The 18,699-nt window shown below is 65.8% G+C and carries 15 protein-coding genes; 9 read left to right on the forward strand and 6 right to left on the reverse strand.

Features of this window, described 5'->3' with window-relative positions; genetic code table 11:
- Window positions 1-56: 56 nt before the first annotated feature.
- The 5 genes from acnD to ACQVLG_RS26870 form a co-directional block, all read right to left on the reverse strand.
- Entirely contained in the window at window positions 57-2,651 is a 2,595-nt protein-coding gene (gene acnD / locus ACQVLG_RS26850) for a Fe/S-dependent 2-methylisocitrate dehydratase AcnD (RefSeq protein WP_474295812.1), read from the reverse strand.
- An 11-nt stretch (window positions 2,652-2,662) separates the two neighbouring features.
- On the reverse strand, window positions 2,663-3,817 hold the full coding sequence (gene prpC / locus ACQVLG_RS26855) for a bifunctional 2-methylcitrate synthase/citrate synthase (protein WP_230539368.1): 1,155 nt from the start codon (window positions 3,815-3,817) through the stop codon (window positions 2,663-2,665).
- Between the two features lie 69 nt (window positions 3,818-3,886).
- Window positions 3,887-4,774, reverse strand: coding sequence for a methylisocitrate lyase (gene prpB / locus ACQVLG_RS26860; RefSeq protein ID WP_034783951.1), 888 nt, complete (start codon window positions 4,772-4,774; stop codon window positions 3,887-3,889).
- Window positions 4,775-5,103: 329 nt separating this feature from the next.
- Window positions 5,104-5,352 (reverse strand): hypothetical protein, encoded by a 249-nt coding sequence (locus ACQVLG_RS26865; RefSeq protein ID WP_086144807.1) that lies wholly within the window; start codon window positions 5,350-5,352, stop codon window positions 5,104-5,106.
- A 111-nt stretch (window positions 5,353-5,463) separates the two neighbouring features.
- Window positions 5,464-5,700: a hypothetical protein gene (locus ACQVLG_RS26870; protein ID WP_230539367.1), complete on the reverse strand. Its 237-nt coding sequence runs from the start codon at window positions 5,698-5,700 to the stop codon at window positions 5,464-5,466.
- 178 nt (window positions 5,701-5,878) lie between these two features.
- Here ACQVLG_RS26870 and ACQVLG_RS26875 point away from each other — a divergent pair, with 178 nt between their 5' ends.
- The 9 genes from ACQVLG_RS26875 (at window position 5,879) to ACQVLG_RS26915 (ending at window position 17,803) form a co-directional block, all read left to right on the forward strand.
- Entirely contained in the window at window positions 5,879-6,736 is an 858-nt protein-coding gene (locus ACQVLG_RS26875; protein WP_474291818.1) for an MBL fold metallo-hydrolase, read from the forward strand.
- Window positions 6,737-6,876: 140 nt separating this feature from the next.
- Window positions 6,877-8,994: a T6SS effector phospholipase Tle3 domain-containing protein gene (locus ACQVLG_RS26880; RefSeq protein WP_474291819.1), complete on the forward strand. Its 2,118-nt coding sequence runs from the start codon at window positions 6,877-6,879 to the stop codon at window positions 8,992-8,994.
- 147 nt (window positions 8,995-9,141) lie between these two features.
- Window positions 9,142-10,470, forward strand: a complete 1,329-nt coding sequence (locus ACQVLG_RS26885) for a hypothetical protein (protein ID WP_474291820.1) — start codon at window positions 9,142-9,144, stop codon at window positions 10,468-10,470.
- Between the two features lie 122 nt (window positions 10,471-10,592).
- Window positions 10,593-11,387 carry an MFS transporter gene (locus ACQVLG_RS26890; RefSeq protein ID WP_474291821.1) on the forward strand — a complete coding sequence of 265 codons (795 nt, stop codon included), beginning with the start codon at window positions 10,593-10,595 and terminating at the stop codon, window positions 11,385-11,387.
- A 23-nt stretch (window positions 11,388-11,410) separates the two neighbouring features.
- A complete protein-coding gene (locus ACQVLG_RS26895; protein ID WP_474295814.1) occupies window positions 11,411-12,052 on the forward strand; it encodes an MFS transporter in 642 nt (213 codons plus the stop codon).
- Window positions 12,049-13,191: an efflux RND transporter periplasmic adaptor subunit gene (locus tag ACQVLG_RS26900; protein ID WP_474291822.1), complete on the forward strand. Its 1,143-nt coding sequence runs from the start codon at window positions 12,049-12,051 to the stop codon at window positions 13,189-13,191. Before ACQVLG_RS26895 ends, ACQVLG_RS26900 begins: the two co-directional genes overlap by 4 nt.
- Window positions 13,192-13,200: 9 nt before the next feature.
- Window positions 13,201-14,823, forward strand: coding sequence for an efflux RND transporter permease subunit (locus ACQVLG_RS26905; protein ID WP_474291823.1), 1,623 nt, complete (start codon window positions 13,201-13,203; stop codon window positions 14,821-14,823).
- Window positions 14,823-16,343: an efflux RND transporter permease subunit gene (locus tag ACQVLG_RS26910; RefSeq protein WP_474295815.1), complete on the forward strand. Its 1,521-nt coding sequence runs from the start codon at window positions 14,823-14,825 to the stop codon at window positions 16,341-16,343. The genes ACQVLG_RS26905 and ACQVLG_RS26910 overlap by 1 nt, the downstream gene beginning before the upstream one ends.
- Complete coding sequence (locus ACQVLG_RS26915; protein ID WP_474291824.1) at window positions 16,340-17,803, forward strand: efflux transporter outer membrane subunit; 1,464 nt, start codon at window positions 16,340-16,342, stop codon at window positions 17,801-17,803. Before ACQVLG_RS26910 ends, ACQVLG_RS26915 begins: the two co-directional genes overlap by 4 nt.
- On the opposite strand, the gene ACQVLG_RS26920 is transcribed toward ACQVLG_RS26915, so the two are convergent.
- Window positions 17,790-18,695, reverse strand: coding sequence for a LysR family transcriptional regulator (locus ACQVLG_RS26920; protein ID WP_474291825.1), 906 nt, complete (start codon window positions 18,693-18,695; stop codon window positions 17,790-17,792). The genes ACQVLG_RS26915 and ACQVLG_RS26920 overlap by 14 nt on opposite strands.
- Window positions 18,696-18,699: the final 4 nt, after the last annotated feature.

Genomic DNA, 18,699 nt, shown 5'->3' on the forward strand with positions numbered 1-18,699 from the left:
TTCCTGAAAAGCCGGGCAGCGCGCGCCTGCGCGCCACCCGGTGAATGACGAACTGCTTACGCTGCCTTGGACGATTCGAGGAAATCCTGCGCGAATCGTTGAAGAACGCCTCCCGCCTCGTAGATCGACACCTCTTCCGCCGTATCGAGGCGGCAGGTGACGGGCACGTCGACCGTGTCGCCGTTCTTGCGATGGATCAACAAGGTCAGGGTGGAGCGCGGCGTGCGTTCGCCCACGACATCATACGTTTCGCTGCCGTCCAGGCCCAGGGTCTTGCGGTTCACGCCAGGGAGGAATTCCAGCGGCAAGACGCCCATGCCCACCAGGTTGGTGCGGTGAATGCGCTCAAAACCTTCGGCCACGATGGCTTCCACGCCGGCAAGGCGCACGCCCTTGGCGGCCCAGTCGCGCGAGGAACCCTGGCCATAGTCGGCGCCGGCGATGATGATCAATGGCTGCTTGCGCTCCATGTACACCTCGATGGCTTCCCACATGCGCGAGATCTTGCCTTCCGGCTCGATGCGCGTGAGCGAACCGGCCTTCACTTTGCCGTCCTCGATGACCATCTCGTTTTTCAGGGTCGGGTTGGCGAACGTGGCGCGCTGCGCCGTCAAGTGGTCGCCCCGGTGCGTGGCGTAGGAATTGAAGTCTTCCTCGGGCAAGCCCATCTTCGCCAGGTATTCGCCGGCTGCGCTGTCGAGCATGATGGCGTTCGATGGCGACAAGTGGTCGGTGGTGATGTTGTCGCCCAGGACGGCCAGCGGACGCATGCCTTTCAATGGGCGTGCGCCAGCCAGCGCGCCTTCCCAGTACGGTGGCCGGCGGATGTACGTCGTCTGCGGACGCCAGTCGTACAGGGGGCTGACCTTGATGCCGTCGTCCGCCTGCGCGGCGAACATCGGGATGTACACCTTGCGGAACTGCTCCGGCTTGACGCTGGAAGCGACGATGGCGTCGATTTCCTCGTCCGATGGCCAGATGTCCTTTAACAAAATCGGCCTGCCGTCCGCGTCATGGCCCAGCACATCCTTCTCGATATCGAAGCGGATGGTACCGGCGATCGCGTAGGCCACCACCAGCGGCGGCGAGGCGAGAAAAGCCTGTTTCGCGTACGGGTGGATGCGGCCGTCGAAGTTGCGGTTGCCCGACAGGACGGCCGTGGCGTACAGGTCGCGCGACACCACTTCTTCCTGGATCACGGGGTCGAGCGCGCCCGACATGCCGTTGCACGAGGTGCAGGCGAATGCCACCACGCCAAAGCCCAAGTTTTCAAGCTCCGGCATCAGGCCCGCTTCCTGCAGGTACAGTTCCACGGTTTTCGAGCCTGGCGCCAGCGACGATTTCACCCAGGGTTTACGGGTCAGGCCCAGGCGGTTCGCATTGCGCGCGATCAAACCGGCGGCGATCATGTTGCGCGGGTTGTTCGTATTCGTGCAGCTGGTGATGGCGGCGATGATGACGGCGCCGTCCGGCATCTTGCCCGGCTCGTTTTCCACCACGCCGGAAATGCCGCGCGCGGCCAGCTCCGACGTCGGCACGCGGTTGTGCGGGTTCGACGGCCCGGCGATATTGCGCACGACGGACGACAGGTCAAACGTCAGCACGCGCTCGTACTGCGCGTCGGCCAGGCTGTCGGCCCACAGGCCCGTTTCCTTCGCATACAGCTCCACCAGTTTCACCAGTTCGTCGTCGCGGCCCGTCAGCTTCAGGTACTTGATGGTTTGCGCGTCGATGTAGAACATGGCGGCCGTGGCGCCGAATTCCGGCGCCATGTTGGAAATCGTGGCGCGGTCGCCCAGGGTCAGGTGCGACGCGCCTTCGCCAAAGAATTCCAGGTAGGACGAGACGACCTTCTGCTTGCGCAAAAACTCCGTCAGCGCCAGCACGGTGTCGGTCGCCGTGATGCCGGGTTGTGGTTTGCCCGTCAGCTTGACGCCGATGATGTCGGGCAGGCGCATCCACGAGGCGCGGCCCAGCATCACGCTTTCCGCTTCCAGGCCGCCCACGCCGATGGCGATCACGCCCAGCGCGTCGACCATGGGCGTGTGCGAATCCGTGCCCACCAACGTATCGGGATAGGCTACACCATTTTGCACCTGGATCACGGGCGACATGCGCTCAAGATTGATCTGGTGCAAGATGCCATTGCCTGGTGGAATCACATCGACGTTCTTGAACGCTTTTTTCGTCCAGTCGATGAAGTCGAAACGGTCTTCGTTGCGGCGGTCTTCGATGGCGCGGTTCTTGGCGAAGGCGTCGGGGTCGAAACCGCCGCATTCGACGGCCAGCGAGTGGTCGACCACCAGCTGCGTGGGCACGACGGGGTTGACCAGGGCCGGATCGCCGCCCTGGGCCGCGATGGCGTCGCGCAGGCCGGCCAGGTCGACCAGGGCCGTCTGGCCCAGGATGTCATGGCAGACGACGCGGGCGGGAAACCACGGAAAGTCCAGGTCGCGGCGGCGTTCGATGAACTGGCTCAGCGAGGCATTCAGGGTGGCCGGGTCGCAGCGGCGCACGAGGTTTTCCGCCAGCACGCGCGAGGTGTAGGGCAAGGTGGCATAGGCGCCTGGCTGGATCGCATCGACGGCGGCACGCGTGTCGAAGTAGTCTAGCTGAGTGCCCGGCAAGGATTTGCGGTGCAGGGTATTCATGTTGGCGTTCATTATTTGCGGTCCTTGATCGGCACGAATTCCAGGTCTTCCGGACCCACGTAATTGGCGCTCGGGCGGATGATCTTGTTGTCGATGCGCTGTTCGATGATGTGGGCGGCCCAGCCCGAGGTGCGCGAAATGACGAACAGCGGCGTAAACATCGCCGTCGGCACGCCCATCATGTGGTACGAGACAGCCGAGAACCAGTCCAGGTTCGGGAACATGTTCTTGATTTCCCACATGACCGATTCCAGGCGCTCGGCGATGTCGAACATCTTGGTCGATCCCGCTTCCAGCGACAGATTGCGCGCCACTTCCTTGATGACCACGTTGCGCGGGTCGGAAATCGTGTAGACGGGGTGGCCGAAACCGATCACCACTTCCTTGTTGGCGACGCGCTCGCGGATATCCGCTTCCGCTTCATCGGGGTTGTCGTAGCGTTTCTGGATCTCCAGCGCCACTTCGTTGGCGCCGCCGTGTTTCGGGCCGCGCAGCGCGCCGATGGCGCCCGTGATGGCCGAGTGAATGTCCGACCCCGTGCCGGCGATGACGCGGCTGGTGAAGGTCGAAGCGTTGAATTCGTGTTCCGCGTACAGGATCAGCGACGTGTGCATGGCTTTTTCCCACGACGCCGACGGTTTTTCGCCGTGCAGCAGGTGCAGGAAGTGGCCGCCGATCGAGTCGTCGTCCGTTTCCACCTCGATGCGCTTGCCGTTATGACTGTAGTGGTACCAGTACAGCAGCATGGAGCCGAACGACGCCATCAGGCGGTCGGCGATGTCGCGCGCGCCCGGCGCGTTATGGTCGTCTTTTTCCGGCAGGGTGCAGCCCAGCACGGAGACGCCAGTGCGCATCACGTCCATCGGGTGGGCGGCGGCCGGCAGCGCTTCCAGCGCCAGTTTCACGGCCGACGGCAAGCCGCGCAAGGATTTCAGCTTGGCCTTGTAGCCCTTCAGTTCGGCGGCGGTGGGCAGCTTGCCGTGCACCAGCAGATAGGCGATTTCCTCGAATTCGCAGCTGTCGGCCACGTCCAGAATGTCATAGCCGCGGTAGTGCAAATCGTTGCCGGTCTTGCCGACCGAGCACAGCGCCGTGTTGCCGGCGGTGACGCCGGACAGGGCGACGGATTTTTTAGGCTTGAAAGTGGCGGCTTGCGGTGCGGTCATTGTGTTCTCCAGATTGAATAGTCTCGGGTGCGTCACTGCGGGACCGGCATGCGGTCCCTGCTTCTTTACTTATTTCTTTTGCGCGGCGAACAGCGCGTCCAGTTTTTGTTCAAAATCATGGTAGTTGATCGATTCATACAGTTCCATGCGCGTTTGCATGGTGTCGACGACGTTCTTTTGCGTGCCGTCGCGGCGCAGCGCCTGGTAGACGTTTTCCGCCGCCTTGTTCATGGCGCGGAAGGCCGACAGCGGATACAGGGCCAGGCCCACATGGGCGCTGCGCAGTTCGTCCAGCGTGAACAGCGGCGTGGAACCGAATTCCGTGATGTTGGCCAAAATCGGCACGTTGACGGCCTTGGCGAAGGTGGCGTACATGTCCAGATCCGTGATGGCTTCCGGGAAGATCATGTCGGCGCCCGCCTCGACGCAGGCGACGGCGCGTTCCAGTGCCGCTTCCAGGCCATCGACGGCCAGCGCATCGGTGCGCGCCATGATGACGAAGTTCGGGTCCGTGCGCGCATCGACGGCCGCCTTGATGCGGTCGACCATCTCTTCCTTGCTGACGATTTCCTTGCCCGGACGGTGGCCGCAACGCTTGGCGCCCACCTGGTCTTCGATGTGCAGGCCGGCAGCGCCGAACTTGATCATCGATTTCACCGTGCGCGCCACGTTGAAGGCGGACGAGCCAAAGCCCGTGTCGGCATCGACCAGCAGCGGCAGGTCGCACACGTCGGTGATGCGGCGGATATCGGTCAGCACGTCGTCCAGGCTGGAAATGCCCAGGTCGGGCAAGCCCAGCGAGCCAGCCGCGACGCCGCCGCCGGACAGGTAGATGGCTTTATAGCCGGCGCGCTTGGCCAGCAAGGCGTGGTTGGCGTTGATGGCGCCGACGACTTGCAACGGAGATTCTTCCTGGACGGCCTTGCGGAATGCGGCACCTGCTGAGTATTGAGTCATGTGTTCACCTTATGGGTTTCGGATGGTCCCGAATGTTTCATGGAGTGGCTATGAGCATTGGTATTGCAAATGCCGTGCCAGCACCATGCGCCCGCGCGGAAAATGCGCCACGGCACAGTGAAAACCAGGGAAATGGCCACGCAGCGGCGCTGCACGCGCTGTCACGCCAGGGAACAGCGATGTCACGATTCAGGCCAATGATGTTCCAAATATGTTTCAATCATTCCATTTGAAACATCGAAACATGAAACATATGAGACTGCCACCGGGGGCGCGCATAAAAAAACAGCCGGCGGGCGCCGGCTGCAGGTTTGCTGGAAATTCAGGGGCTAAGCCAGCCGCACCAGCGGATTGGCGATGATGTTGTCGATCTGGCGCACGGCTTCTTCGCAGGCGGCGGCAATGGCGCCCTCCTCGTCGTCGCGCACGAACTGCATGGTCGAACCTTCGAATACTTCCAGGCCTTCCGCGGTGGCGCGTTCGATGTCGCAACTGGCCGACCATTTTCCGTCGGTGGTGGGCACGGCCAGGGGAACGATTTCCCAGCCTTTATAGTGAATTTTAGAACTGTTATCCATGGGTGCCTCCTTGGTGACTGACTCAATAGTGGAAATCGTAGCATGAAGCGCTGCCGGCAGCGATGTGTTTCACGCGCCGGCAGGCAATCGGGCTAAACGATTTACGCTGGCTCAAGGACGCAGCAGATTATCGACTTCCGTCTTGGCCACTTCCAGGCCCGCCGTGCAAGCGGTCTCGGGCGCTGCGTAACCGCCCAGGGTGCGGCTGCGCGTGATCGCCTGCGCTTCCGGTTCACCCTCGCGCTGCAGGCGGTAGGTAAAATCCCATAAATCGTCGTTATCCTTTTGCGGGGTCACGGAAATCGTAAATCCCCGGTACTGTTCGCTGCGTGCAGGTATATCGTTCATGAATTCCTCCTTGGAAGAATGAGGTTACCATGCGGCAAGCGCCAGGGTGCGCACGACTGTGACAGGCACATGCGCGCCCGCTTATCTGTTTTTCGCATGTTAAATGTCAATTTGCAGCATTTTTTTTAGCGAACTCTGGCGATATAATGCCATTCCCTGACCGCACTTTTTCGCCGTGATGATCCCACAAATCCAAGCCTTCTTCGACCCGGCCACCGCCACCGTCACCTATGTTGTCTACGAGGCCGATGGGCAGGACTGCGCCATCATCGATTCCGTGCTCGACTATGACCCGAAGGCGGGCCGCACGTCCACCGGCTCGGCCGACAAGGTCATTGCCTTCGTGCGCGAACACGGCTTGCAGTGCCGCTGGCTGCTGGAAACCCACGCGCATGCCGATCATCTTTCCGCCGCGCCCTACCTGCAGCAGCAGCTGGGCGGCGACGTGGCCATCGGCGCCGCCATCCAGACGGTGCAGCAGGCCTTCGCCGCCGTCTATCACCAGAACGGCGCCAAAGCCGACGGCTCGCAGTTCGACCAGCTGTTCGCGCCCGACCAGGTGTTTCATATTGGTAAGTTGGAAGTGCGCGCCCTGCACGTGCCCGGCCACACGCCGGCCGACCGGGCGTACCAGATCGGCGACGCCGTCTTCGTCGGCGACACCCTGTTCATGCCGGACGTGGGCTCGGCCCGCTGCGACTTCCCCGGCGGCTCCGCTACCCTGCTGTACCGCTCCGTGCAGCGATTATTGTCGCTGCCGCCGCAAACGCGGCTGTTCATGTGCCACGACTACCCGCCCAACGGCCGCGCGCCGCGCTGGGAAGTGACGGTGGCCGAACAGCGCGCCAGCAACATCCACTTGCGCGACGGCATCACGGAAGAGCAATTCGTGGCCATGCGTACGGGCCGCGACGCCACCCTGGACATGCCGACCCTGATCCTGCCCGCCATCCAGGTCAACATCAACGCGGGCAAGCTGCCCGAGCCGGAAGACAACGGCGTGCGCTATCTCAAGATACCGCTGAACGCGATCTGATCCCTGCGGGTACCGGTCCCCGCCGCTCCTTCTTTCTTGACATCACGCAAGTTCCACCCCGGGCATTCCGCATACAGTGCAGATTGCCTGAGTTCACTTTGGCGCCGCCTTTTCCTGCTTGACGCTGACGGAGCGCCCGTATGTCGCCCGACCCTACGCTCGATACCAATTGCATCCTGCTCGCCGAAGCCGAAGGCACGGCCTTGTTCAGCCATGCGCTGCTCCAGGCAGTCACGCGCTTGCCGCGTCCCGGCATCATCATCTTTGTGCACGGCGTCAATTCCGACGGCGAATGGTATGAGCAGGCGGAACAAGGCCTGTGCGAAGGCCTGAATGCCCGCCTGAAACGCCGCGACGAGGATCTGGCGATCCCTGGCCCGGCCGCCGGACAGATGCGGGCCGCCACTTACGCACGAGAACTGACGGATGACGGCTTCCTCAACCCCAAGCGCAACGCCACCACCTTCCTGCTGGCGGACGACGCCAACTCTCCCGTGATCCGCTTTCGCTGGGGCTACAAGGCCAACGGTGAAGAGTTGCAGGCATTTGGCGACGGCATCTATCTCAACGAAAAGAATTACTGGGGTGGCGGGCCGTTCGCCAACGGCTGCAGCGCCCTGCCTGACCTGTGGGGCCAGGGCTTGTCGGAGGAATTGTTCCTGTGGATGCATATCCAGCACATGAACCCGACGAATGACCGGCAAGTGTATGCCTGCCCGCCGCGCCCGTATTTTGTGTTCGCCGCCTGGCGCCTGGCGCGTCTCGTACAGTCGATCAGAGCGTGCCAGCACGACGCACCCGTCACCATCGTCTGCCATAGCCAGGGCAATATGGTGGCCATGGCGGCCGCCTTTCTCGGCGAAACGCTGGGGCCGTCCGCCGTGGCCGACAGTTATGTGCTGTGCAACCCGCCCTACAGTCTGCTCGATAGCAATTTCACGGAAAACTGGGTCAGCGGCCATCTGAAGGATGAGCATGGCAATACGGGCCGGCAAAAGTACGCGGCGCGCACGCAAACCTTGAAAGCGTTTTTCAACATCCTGCGCAACCGTTCGGCAATGCAGCAGGATGCCGCCTTTGTCGACGAGTGCAGCGCCAATCGCAAGCCTGAACGCAAGGACAGCTACACGGCCGCGTTCGACCGCGCAGACTACGGCTTGCATGGCTCCACCTATGGCAGGGTCACCCTGTATTTCATTCCGCACGACCAGGTGATTTCGGCCACGCCCGTGCAGGGCATAGGCTGGCGCGGCATGTCGGCACAGGAAATTGCCGATGCGGGCGGTGAAGGCGTCTTCACGCAGCGCGTGTTTGCGCAAAACCACCTTGTCGGCCAAGAAAATGAAAAGGATTACGACATCTGGCAGCGCAATGGCCAGCCCTTGACACCGGACAGCCTCGATTTCTGGCACCCGCGTTCACTGGTCGCCGAGTACTCGATCAAAAAGGGCATGCGGGCCAGCAAAGGCATCGGCCGCAAGATACTGACCTTCCTCTTCGCCCCCATCGTCATCGTGCTCGCCAAGACGGCCGGCACGCGCATCAACGCCCTGCCGCCCAAGACCTGGCGGCTGCCGATGAAGGCGCCCAGGCTGCCCGAGGCATTCCTGCCGCGCTCGAAGCGCTTTGCCGACGCCAGCGAACAATTTGACGAAGGCTGCGATGCCCCCGCCGACTCTCTGCACAAGGACCGCGCCGCCGAAGCCGATGACGCATATGCGCCTTACCGTTCCCAGGGCAAGGGCGACGCGCAGACCGAAGCGGCGTTGCGCTACGAACAGAACGGCATGCTGCGCATGCAGGCCAGGCGCGACGGCTGGGCCGAAAAAGGCAAGCCTGAGACGCCCGTGGACAAGCCGGAGGAGGCTTCCACGGAATTCAAGGCCTGGCGCAAGCAGGAAATCCGGAACTACCTGGCCGCCAACATCGACACCCACGCCACCGATCACTCGACCATCATGACCAATCCCGAGCATGCGCAAAAGGCGCTGGCCTATGACGTGGCGGTGGGGGTGTGCACGATCAGGCAGGAGGAGCTGCGCAAGTTACGGCTGGCGGCGGATTGGAGGTTGTTAGAGCCTCTCATGCCAACGATGATAGCGCCGAATTTTTTGAGTATTACGACAGCGGAGAATTCAAAAAAACATCTTTATATAAATGGGCTAACGCCAAAGACAGCCCTGCCAGAAAACCAAAAAGCATCGTTGACGAGCGCCAGAATGCCAGGCCTGCCGACCCTTCCACCAACTTTGCACTGAGGACTGACGGTGCGTAAGTTCATTGTCACGCCACGCCAGCGACTGGCCTGGGCGCTCGCCACATCTTTCATTGTCATTTGCCTTGCGCTCTGGCTCAACTGGCAAAGCTATGCAGGTCACCAGACTATCCATTCACCTGGAGAACTCATGAAACAGTTCCTTGCGCTGCCCATGCTCGCTGCGTTCACCATGTTTGCGCTATTGACGGCCTGCGCCGTGCAACCTGTGCAGAAGGAAGACGATCTCCCAAAAAACACGACCCATGCTCCCTTCCGGGCACAAGTGGTGGGCCTGCAATGGCTCAATCCACTGCAACGGCTCGACTATCCGACCGAGTGGCAGCTACTATGGACGTTGGGATTGGCCAAGCCCAACAAGAATGACGATATGGTCAGGACGGATCCCAGGGGCTTCGGCACCTTGCAGGCCGTCGCCCCCATTGCCCACGATCTCGATGGGACGGAAACGTTCAAGGGCTATCACTATAAATATGTGCGGAAATTAACCAGCCTATTTCATGACATTTACTACTCCAGCCCCACCTACTTTTATCGAGTCTATCCCAAGGATCAAAAACAGAACTGGCGTGAACTGGCAGGCATCCGCGTCGAATATGCCCTGCCTGCGGGAAAGTTGGACCCAGAAGAAGCAAGAAACACTACGCGCGAACGCATCACCAACACCTTCAGCATCGGCAACGTCAATTTCCCTACCCTCTGGACCCGCGCCACCCCACCCGACGTGCGCATCACCCTGGGCGGCAACAATGCGGGCTTCGTCTCCCTGCAAGCGGCGCTGGCCTATCTGGAAGCGCATCCGCAGCAAACCGTGTGGGTCATGAACTGGGATGCGCCGAGCCGGCCGAAAACCATGCAGATCAATGAAAACCTGGTGCTGCTGGTGCTAGCTGGTCCCGACTACAAGACGGAGCGGGCGGCGCTGGCGTGGATAGGCTATCCGGCCACGAAGAATGTCGCCGATTTTGCACTGGCCAAGGACAAGCCGCCACGCGCCGTGCAGGCGTGGCAGGCCGTGTTTGCCGAGGCGGCGCGCCAGGGCGGCAAGACGGAAGAAAACATCGGCTACGTCATCCACGACGCGAGCAAGAGTCTGCCCACCTCCTCCGACCGCCTGGGCCAGCTGGCGCAGGCGCTGACCCTGGAAGTGCCGGGCTTCGACTTCCTGCCGCAGACCTTCAATACCCCAGCCCTGCTGGGCGAAATGGGCGCCGGCACGGCGCTGACCAATGTCGCCCTGGGCATCGCCCATGCCAACCACGTCGGCCAGCCCGTGCTGGTGGCGGGCACCAGCGATCCCGACAGCGTCACGGGCGTGCTGGTTTCGCCGCCGGCCATCGTGCGCCCCATCAATCACGACCAGCCGTGGTTCCGCGCGCGCGGCGAACACCATGCATACCTGCCGTGGTGGGGCATCCGCCACGATGCAGCGGACGCTATGCAAGGCTATTCAGATTGAAGTCCGAAGGCGACGCGCATCACATGGCGTCAAACGCAATAATAAAATGCAAATGATGCGTCTTCCGCCATACCATATCCCTCAGTAACATGTGGTGACCCTATTCGAGGATCCGCCACGCCATGCCTTCACAATCCAAAACCGCTCCATCCAGCCAGCAGGCCACCGAGGCCGCTGGCGCCAGGCCGCCCGTGCGCGGCGCGCTTGCCAGCCTGTCCCTGGCGATGCTGCTGCCCGCGCTGGGCACCAGCATCGCCAACGTGGGCTTGCCCGACATGGCCAGGGCCCTGCAGGCACCGTTCCAGGATGTGCAATGGATCGTGCTGGCCTACCTGCTGGCCATCACCGCCCTGATCGTCAGCGTGGGCCGCCTCGGCGACATGCTCGGCCGGCGCCGCCTGCTGCTGGCCGGTATCGCCCTGTTTGCCCTTGCCTCCATCCTGTGCGCCCTGGCGCCCACCTTGTGGCTGCTGGTCGCCGCGCGCGCCCTGCAGGGCCTGGGCGCCTCCGTTATGATGGCGCTGACCATGGCCTTTGTCGGCAGCACCGTGCCCAAGGCCAGGACGGGCAGCGCCATGGGCCTGCTCGGCACCATGTCAGCCGTCGGCACCACGCTGGGCCCCGCGCTGGGCGGCCTGCTGATCGCGCATTTCGGCTGGCAAGCCATTTTCCTCGTCAACGTGCCGCTGGCCGGCGTGGCGCTGCTGATGGCCTGGCGCTACCTGCCGGCTGACCAGCGCGGCGCACACGCCAGGCGGCCCGTGTTCGACCACCGCGGCACCGTGCTGCTGGCGTTGACCCTGGGCGCCTATGCGCTGGCCATGACCCTGGGCCGCGGCCATTTCGGCATGCGCGCAACGCGGCGCTGCTGCTGGCCGCCTGCGCGGGCGCCTTCCTGTTTGTCCGCATTGAGCTGAAGGCGCCGGCGCCGCTGATACGCCTGGCCATGCTGCGCGCGCCCGTGCTCAGCGCCGGCCTGGCGACCAGCATGCTCGTGTCGACGGTCATGATGTCGACCCTGGTAGTCGGTCCCTTCTACCTGGCGCGCGGCCTGGGCCTGGGCACGGCCGTCACCGGCATGGTGCTGGCGGCCGGGCCGCTGGTGGCGGCGTTCTGCGGCGTGCCGTCCGGCTGGCTGGTGGACCGCTACGGCGCGCAGCGCATGGGCGGCGCGGGCCTGTGCGGCGCTGCCGGCGCCTGCCTGGTGCTGGCCCTGCTGCCCGCCAGCCTGGGCATCCCCGGCTACGTCGCCCCGATCATGCTGCTCACGGCCAGCTACGCGCTGTTCCAGGCAGCCAACAATACCGCCGTGATGGGCGACATCGCTGCCGACCAGCGCGGCGTCATCTCCGGCATGCTCAATCTGTCGCGCAATCTGGGCCTCGTCACGGGCGCCTCCGTGATGGGTGCCGTCTTCGCCGCCGGCGCCGGCGATATCGCCGGCGCCCAGCCAGCCGCCATGATCCGTGGCATGCACGCCACCTTTGCCGTCGCCAGCGCGCTGATACTCGCCGCGCTGGCCATTTTCGCGCTCGGCCGCGCCCTGGCCAAGCCCCCTACGTCTTCTGGAGACCCCGCATGATGCGCCCCCGTCCGATCCCGTCCCTGCCCGTCCCGCTGTTACTGCTGCTGGCCCTGGCCTGCAGCGCCACCTTGTCAGGCTGCGGCCGCTCCCAGGCCGCGCCTGGCGGTCCGCCGCCCAAGCCCACCGTTTCCGTGGCGCTGCCGGAAACGTCGATGGTGCAGGCAAGCCTCGACTACACGGGCCGCATCGAGCCGTCGCAGCGCGTGGAAGTGCGCTCGCGCGTATCTGGCTACTTGCAGCAGATCGCTTTTCGCGATGGCCAGCAGGTCAAGGCCGGCGATGCGCTGTTCGTCATCGACCCGCGCCCCTTCGCGGCGGCGCGCGACCGCGCCCAGGCCAGCTTGGCCCAGGCCCATGCGCGCAGCAAGCTGGCCACGGCCCAGTTCGAGCGCAGCAGCCGGCTGCAGCAGACGGGCGCGGCCAGCACCGAGGAGCTGGAACGGGCGCGCGGCGAGCTGGAAGGCGCGCAGGCGGCCGTCATGCTGAGCCAGGCGGAATTGCGCAGCGCCGAGCTGGAACTGTCCTTCACCACCATGCGCGCCCCCATCGCCGGCACCGTCTCGGATCGCCGCGTCGATATCGGCAACTACGTGGCCGGCGGCGCGGCGCAGAGCGGCGTGCTGACCACCATCGTTGCGCACGATCCCGTGCGCGCCATGGTCGACTTATCGGAAGCGGATTTCCAGCGCCTGCGCCAGCAAAGCAGGCTACCGGGCAAGGTGCAGCTGGCGCTTGATGGCGGCGGCCCCGCCCAGGAAGCCAGCGTCGACTTTGTCGACAACGAGATCAGCGCCCGCTCGGGCACGGTGCGCCTGCGCGCCAGCCTGGCCAACGCCGACCGCGCCGTCATGCCGGGCAGCTTTGCGCGCGTGCGCATTCCCGTCGGCGCGGCGCAAGAGCGCCTGCTGGTGCCCGACGCCGCCATCCTCAGCGACCAGAATAAAAAGATGGTGTTTGTCGTGGACGCGGCGGGCAAGGTGGCGCCGCGCAAGGTGGAACTGGGCGGCCTGCATGGCGACAGGCAGATCGTGCTGTCCGGCCTCGGACCGCAGGAGCGGGTCATCGTCTCCGGCGTGGCCAAGGTGCGCCCGGGCGACCAGGTCCTGGTGGCCGCTCCCCGCGCCAGCGGCGCATAAGGAGCAAGCATGCGTTTTTCACAATTTTTCATCCGTCGTCCCGTGTTTGCCATCGTACTGTCGATCCTCATCACTCTGGTGGGCGCGGTGTCGGCCATGCGCCTGCCGATCTCGGAATTTCCCGAGATCGTGCCGCCCACGGTGACGGTGAAGGCCAGCTACCCGGGCGCCTCGGCGCAGGAAATCGCCGATACGGTCGCCGCGCCGATCGAACAGGAAATGAACGGCGTCGACGGCATGCTCTACATGTCCTCGCAATCGGTGGGCGACGGCAAGCTGACCATCAGCGTGGTGTTCAAGCCGGGCACCAACATCGAACAGGCGCAGTCGCTGGTGCAGAACCGCGTAGCGGCGGCCGAAGCGCGCCTGCCCGACGCCGTGCGCCGGCTGGGTCTGGCCGTCAAGAAAGCCTCGCCCGACCAGCTGATGGTGGTGCTGTTCGATTCGCCGAAAGGCACGCGCGACCAGCAGTACATCTCCAACTTCATCGGCACCGCCATCAAGGACCAGCTGGCCCGCATCGAAGGCGTCGGCGACATCTACACGCGCGGCGCGCGCGATTTCTCGATGCGCATCTGGCTCGATCCGGCGCGCGTCGCCTCGCTGGGCCTGAGCGCGCCGGAAGTGATCGCGGCGGTACGGCAAGCCAACTCGCAGGTCGCTGCCGGAGTATTGAACCAGCCGCCCGGCGGCAGCGATGGCGCCTACCAGGTGCAGGTACAGGCGCAAAGCCGCTTGCGCGACGTGGCCGAATTCGAGGCCATCATCGTGGCCGCCCATGCCGACGGTGGCGTGGTGCGCCTGCGCGACGTGGCGCGCGTCGAGATGGGCGCGCAGGATTACGCGGAAAGCGGCTTCGTCGACAATCGCACGGCCATCGCGCTGAGCATCAGCCTGCTGCCCGGCTCGAACGCGCTGGCCACCGGCGACCGCGTGCTGGCGCAGCTGGCCAAAATGGAAGCCGATTTCCCGCAGGACGTCGCCTATCACACCTACTACAATCCGACCGAATTCATCCGTTCCTCGATCGACAAGGTGCGCGACACCATCTTCGAGGCGGCGCTGCTGGTGTGCCTGGCCATGCTGCTGTTCCTCGGCTCGTGGCGCGCCGCCATCATTCCCATCCTGGCCATTCCCGTGTCCCTGGTCGGCACCTTCACGGTGCTGGCCGCGATGGGCTATACCCTCAATACCCTGTCGCTGTTCGGCCTGGTGCTGGCCATCGGCATCGTCGTCGATGACGCCATCGTCGTGGTGGAAAACGTCGAGCGCCACATGGAGGAAGGCATGAGCCCCGTCGCCGCGGCGCAGCGCAGCATGAACGAGGTGGGTTTCGCGCTGGTCGCCATCGCGCTGGTGCTGGTGGCCGTGTTCGTGCCGACGGCCTTCATCGATGGCATCTCCGGCATGTTCTACCGCCAGTTCGCCGTCACCATCGCCGCCTCCACCGTGATCTCGGCGCTGGTCTCGCTGACGCTGTCGCCGGCCCTGGCCGCGCTGCTGCTCAAGCCGCAGCTCAATGCCAACAGCCTGGGCGCGCGCTGGATGGCCATCTTCAACCGCGGCTTTTCCCGCCTGACGGGCGGCTACGTGCAACTGACCGAACGCATCCTCTCTCGGCGCTGCTGGTGATGCTGCCCGTGTACCTCGTGCTGGCGGGCCTGACCCTGTGGCGCCTGGACGTCACGCCGCGCGGTTTCGTGCCGCAGCTGGACCGCGGCTATGCCATCGTCTCGATCCAGCTGCCGGCCGGCTCGACCCTGGCGCGCACCAGCGCAGTGGTGCAGGACGCCACGGCACGCCTGATGAGCCACCCTGGCGTGGCCCACACGGCCGCCTTCGTCGGCACCGACGGCGCCACGTTTACGTCGGCGCCCAACACGGCCGTCATCTTCACCATGTTCAAGGACTTCGGCGCGCGCGCCAGCGCTGGCCTGGACGGGCCGGCCATGCTGGGCGCCCTGCGCGGCAAGCTGGCGCCCATCAGCGCGGCGCGCGTGATGGTGATACCGCCGCCTTCCGTGCGCGGCATCGGCACCGGCGGCGGCTTCAAGCTGATGCTGCGCGACACGGGCGGCCTGGGACCGCAAGCCTTGCAGGCGGCCGCGCGCGGCATCGCCGAGGAAGCGGCCAGGCTGCCCTCGGTGACGGGCGCCTTCACGCCGTTCAACGCCATGAGCCCGCAGATCAAGGTTGAACTGGACCGCACCAAGGCCGAATACCTGGGCCTGCCGCTGCTGCGCGTCAACGAGACCCTGCAAAGCTACCTGGCGCCCGTGTTCGTCAACGACATGAACCTGATGGGCCGGGTCTGGCGCGTCACCGCGCAGGCGGACGCGCCCTACCGGCGCAGCGTGGCCGACCTGGCCGCGCTCAAGACGCGCGCCGCCAGCGGCGACATGGTCCCGCTGGGCAGCGTGGCCACCTTCAGCGAAGGCACGGCGCCGTTCCGCGTGCCGCGCTACAACCTGTATCCCGCCGCCGAAATCCAGGGCAGCACCAGGCCTGGCTACTCGACGGGGCAGACCATCGCCGCGATGGAAGAACTGCTCAAGGCGCGCCTGCCGGCCGGCTTCGACTACGAGTGGACGGAACTGGCGCTGCAGGAAAAACACGCGGGCGCCAGCACCGGCATGGTGCTGGGACTGGCCGTGCTGCTGGTGTATTTGCTGCTGGCGGCCCTGTTTGAAAGCTGGCTGCTGCCCCTGTCCGTCGTGCTGATCGTGCCCAGCTGCGTGCTGGCCACGCTGATCGGCGTGTCGTGGCGCGGCCTGGACAACAACGTGCTGACGCAGATCAGCATCATGGTGCTGATCGGCCTGGCGGCCAAGAACGCCATCCTGATCGTCGAATTCGCGCGCCAGGCGATGGCGGCCGGCGCCGATGCGCGCGCAGCGGCCATCGGCGCCGCCCGCACACGCTTGCGGCCCATCCTGATGACGTCGCTGGCTTTCCTGCTGGGCGCGATACCGCTGATGCTGTCTTCCGGTGCGGGCGCGGAAATGCGCCAGTCAATGGGCACGGCCGTCTTCGCCGGCATGCTGGGCGTGACCTTGTCCGGCCTGTTGTTTACACCCTTGTTTTTTACCTTGCTGAGCCGCCGCCGCGCGGCGCCGGCCACGCGCACGGTCGCACTGGGAGAAGCCGCATGAGCCGCATGACAACCCTGAACACGCGCCGCGCCGCGCCGCTGCTGGCGGCGGCCATGCTGGCCCTGGCCGGCTGCAGCGCCGGCACGCCCACGGCGACGCGGGCGCTCGATCCGGCGCAACTGCCGGTCCTTCCCTCGGCGGGCGGCCCGGAACTGCAGGCCGGCGCGCCGCCGGCGCTGTGGTGGCAGGAACTGGGCGATGCCAGGCTGGCGCAGCTGGTGCGGCGCGCCTGGCAAGACAACTACGACGTGCGCATCGCCGCCGCGCGCCTGGCCAGCGCCAGCGCGTTCGCGCAGGCCGCGCGCGGCGCCCGCCTGCCGACGGTGGATCTCGACGCCCAGGCCGGACGCGCGCGCCTGGCGCCGATCGAGGGCGGCGACGGCCAGCCGCACATCGCCTCGCCGGTGCAGTGGAGCGCCGTCTTCAGCTGGGAGCTCGACCTGTTCGGCCGCGTGCGCCACAGCATCGCCGCTGCCGAGGCATCGGCGGACGAACGCGCCGCCGTGCGCGACGACGTGCGGCGCCTGATCCTGGCGCAGGTGGTGGACGCCTACCTGGTGCTGCGCGGCGCGCAGCAGATGCGCGCCAGCCTGCAGGAGCAGCTGTCGAACCAGTCCGGCACCCTGCAACTGGTGCGCGAGCGCGAAAGCGCGGGCCGCGCCGCGCCGGCCGAGCGCATGCGCGCCGAGGCGCAGATGCGCCTGGCCGGCGCCCGCCTGCCCAGCCTGAACGCCGAAGAACGCGTGGCGCGCAACCGGCTGGCGACGCTCACCGGACAGCGTCTCGATGCGCCGGAACTGGCGGCGCTCGACCAGCCGATGCCGCTGGCGCTGCCGCAATCCTTGCTGACGGACGAGCCGGCCCACCTGCTGCTGCGCCGGCCCGACGTGCGCGCGGCCGAACGCGCGCTGGCGGCGGCCAGCGCGCGCGAAGGCGCCGCCAGCGCCGAGCGCTTCCCGCGCATCAGCCTGGGCGCGCTGTTTGGCGCCTCCGGCGTGGCCGGCCACTGGAATGGCGGCGATGCGGCGCGCTGGCAGGCGGGCGCCGCGTTTTCCCTGCCGCTGTTCGACGGCGGCACGCGCCGCGCCCGCGCAAGCGCGGCCGGCGCCGAGGTGCAAGCCGCGCAGGCCGGCTTCGACAAGGCGCTGGCGCTGGCACTGGAAGAAGCCGACAGCGCCATCGCGCAATGGGTGCAGCTGCGCAGCCGCCATGCGCAGCTGCGCCAGGCGCACCAGCTGGCGCAGGAAAGCGCGCGCCTGGCGCGCGTGCGCTACCAGGAAGGCGCGGAAAGCCTGCTGGGCGTGCTCGAAGCGGAACGCATTGCGCTGGCCGCGCAGGAGCAGCTGGTGACGGCGCACCGCGACGTGGCCATCGCCACGGCACGCGGCTACACGGCCATGGCCGGCGGCTTCGACGGGCCCGCGCAGCAGGCCGCTGCCAGCGCCATCAGTCGGCGCTGATCCGGGCCGCGCAGGCGTCGACCACGCAGCCGCGCAGCCAGCGGTGGGCGGGGTCGGCATCCATGCGCGGATGCCACATCAGCGATACGGTCAGGTCGGGCATGCCTAGCGGCAGCGCAAAACTGAACATGCCGGCGCGCAGATTGCCCGTATGCCGTTCCGGCACGGTGGCGATCAGGTCGGAGCCGGCGGCCAGCGCCAGCGCCGCCGTGAAGCCGCCGACGATGCTGGCGATCGTGCGCTGCAATCCCAGCGCGGCCAGCGCGCCGTCCATCGGTCCCGTATCCTGGTCGCGCCGCGCCACCAGCACGTGCTGGCCGGCCGCATAGCGCTCGGCGCTGATGTCGCCTTGCGCCAGCGCATGGCCGCTGCGCACCACGCCGACGAAACGGTCGCCGAACAGCCTGCGCGTGCGCACTTCCGGGCTGGTCAGACTGCCGATCACGCCCGTTTCCAGGTCGATGCTGCCCTCGCGCAGCTGCACGCTTTCGCGGTCGACCTTTTGCACGAAGCGCAGGCGCACGCCGGGCGCCTGCGCGCCGATATGCGCGAGCAGGGCCGGACCGAAATTTTCCACGAAGCCGTCGCTCGAACGCAGCGTGAACGTCTGTTCCAGCTGGCGCGGATCGAGCTGCTCCGCCGGTCCCAGCACGGCCAGCGCCTCGCCCACCAGGTGGCCCACCCGTTCGCGCAACTCCAGCGCGCGCGGCGTGGGCACCAGTTCACGCCCGGCGCGCACCAGCAGCGGATCGCCGGTCGTCTCGCGCAGGCGCGCCAGGGCGCGGCTCATGGCCGAGGGACTCAGACGCAAGCGCCGCGCCGCGCGCGTGACGCTGCCTTCGGCCAGCAGGACATCGAGGGTGATCAACAGGTTCAGATCGGGTAGCGACATTGGC

The organism is Janthinobacterium sp. TPC_1, from assembly GCF_056037845.1.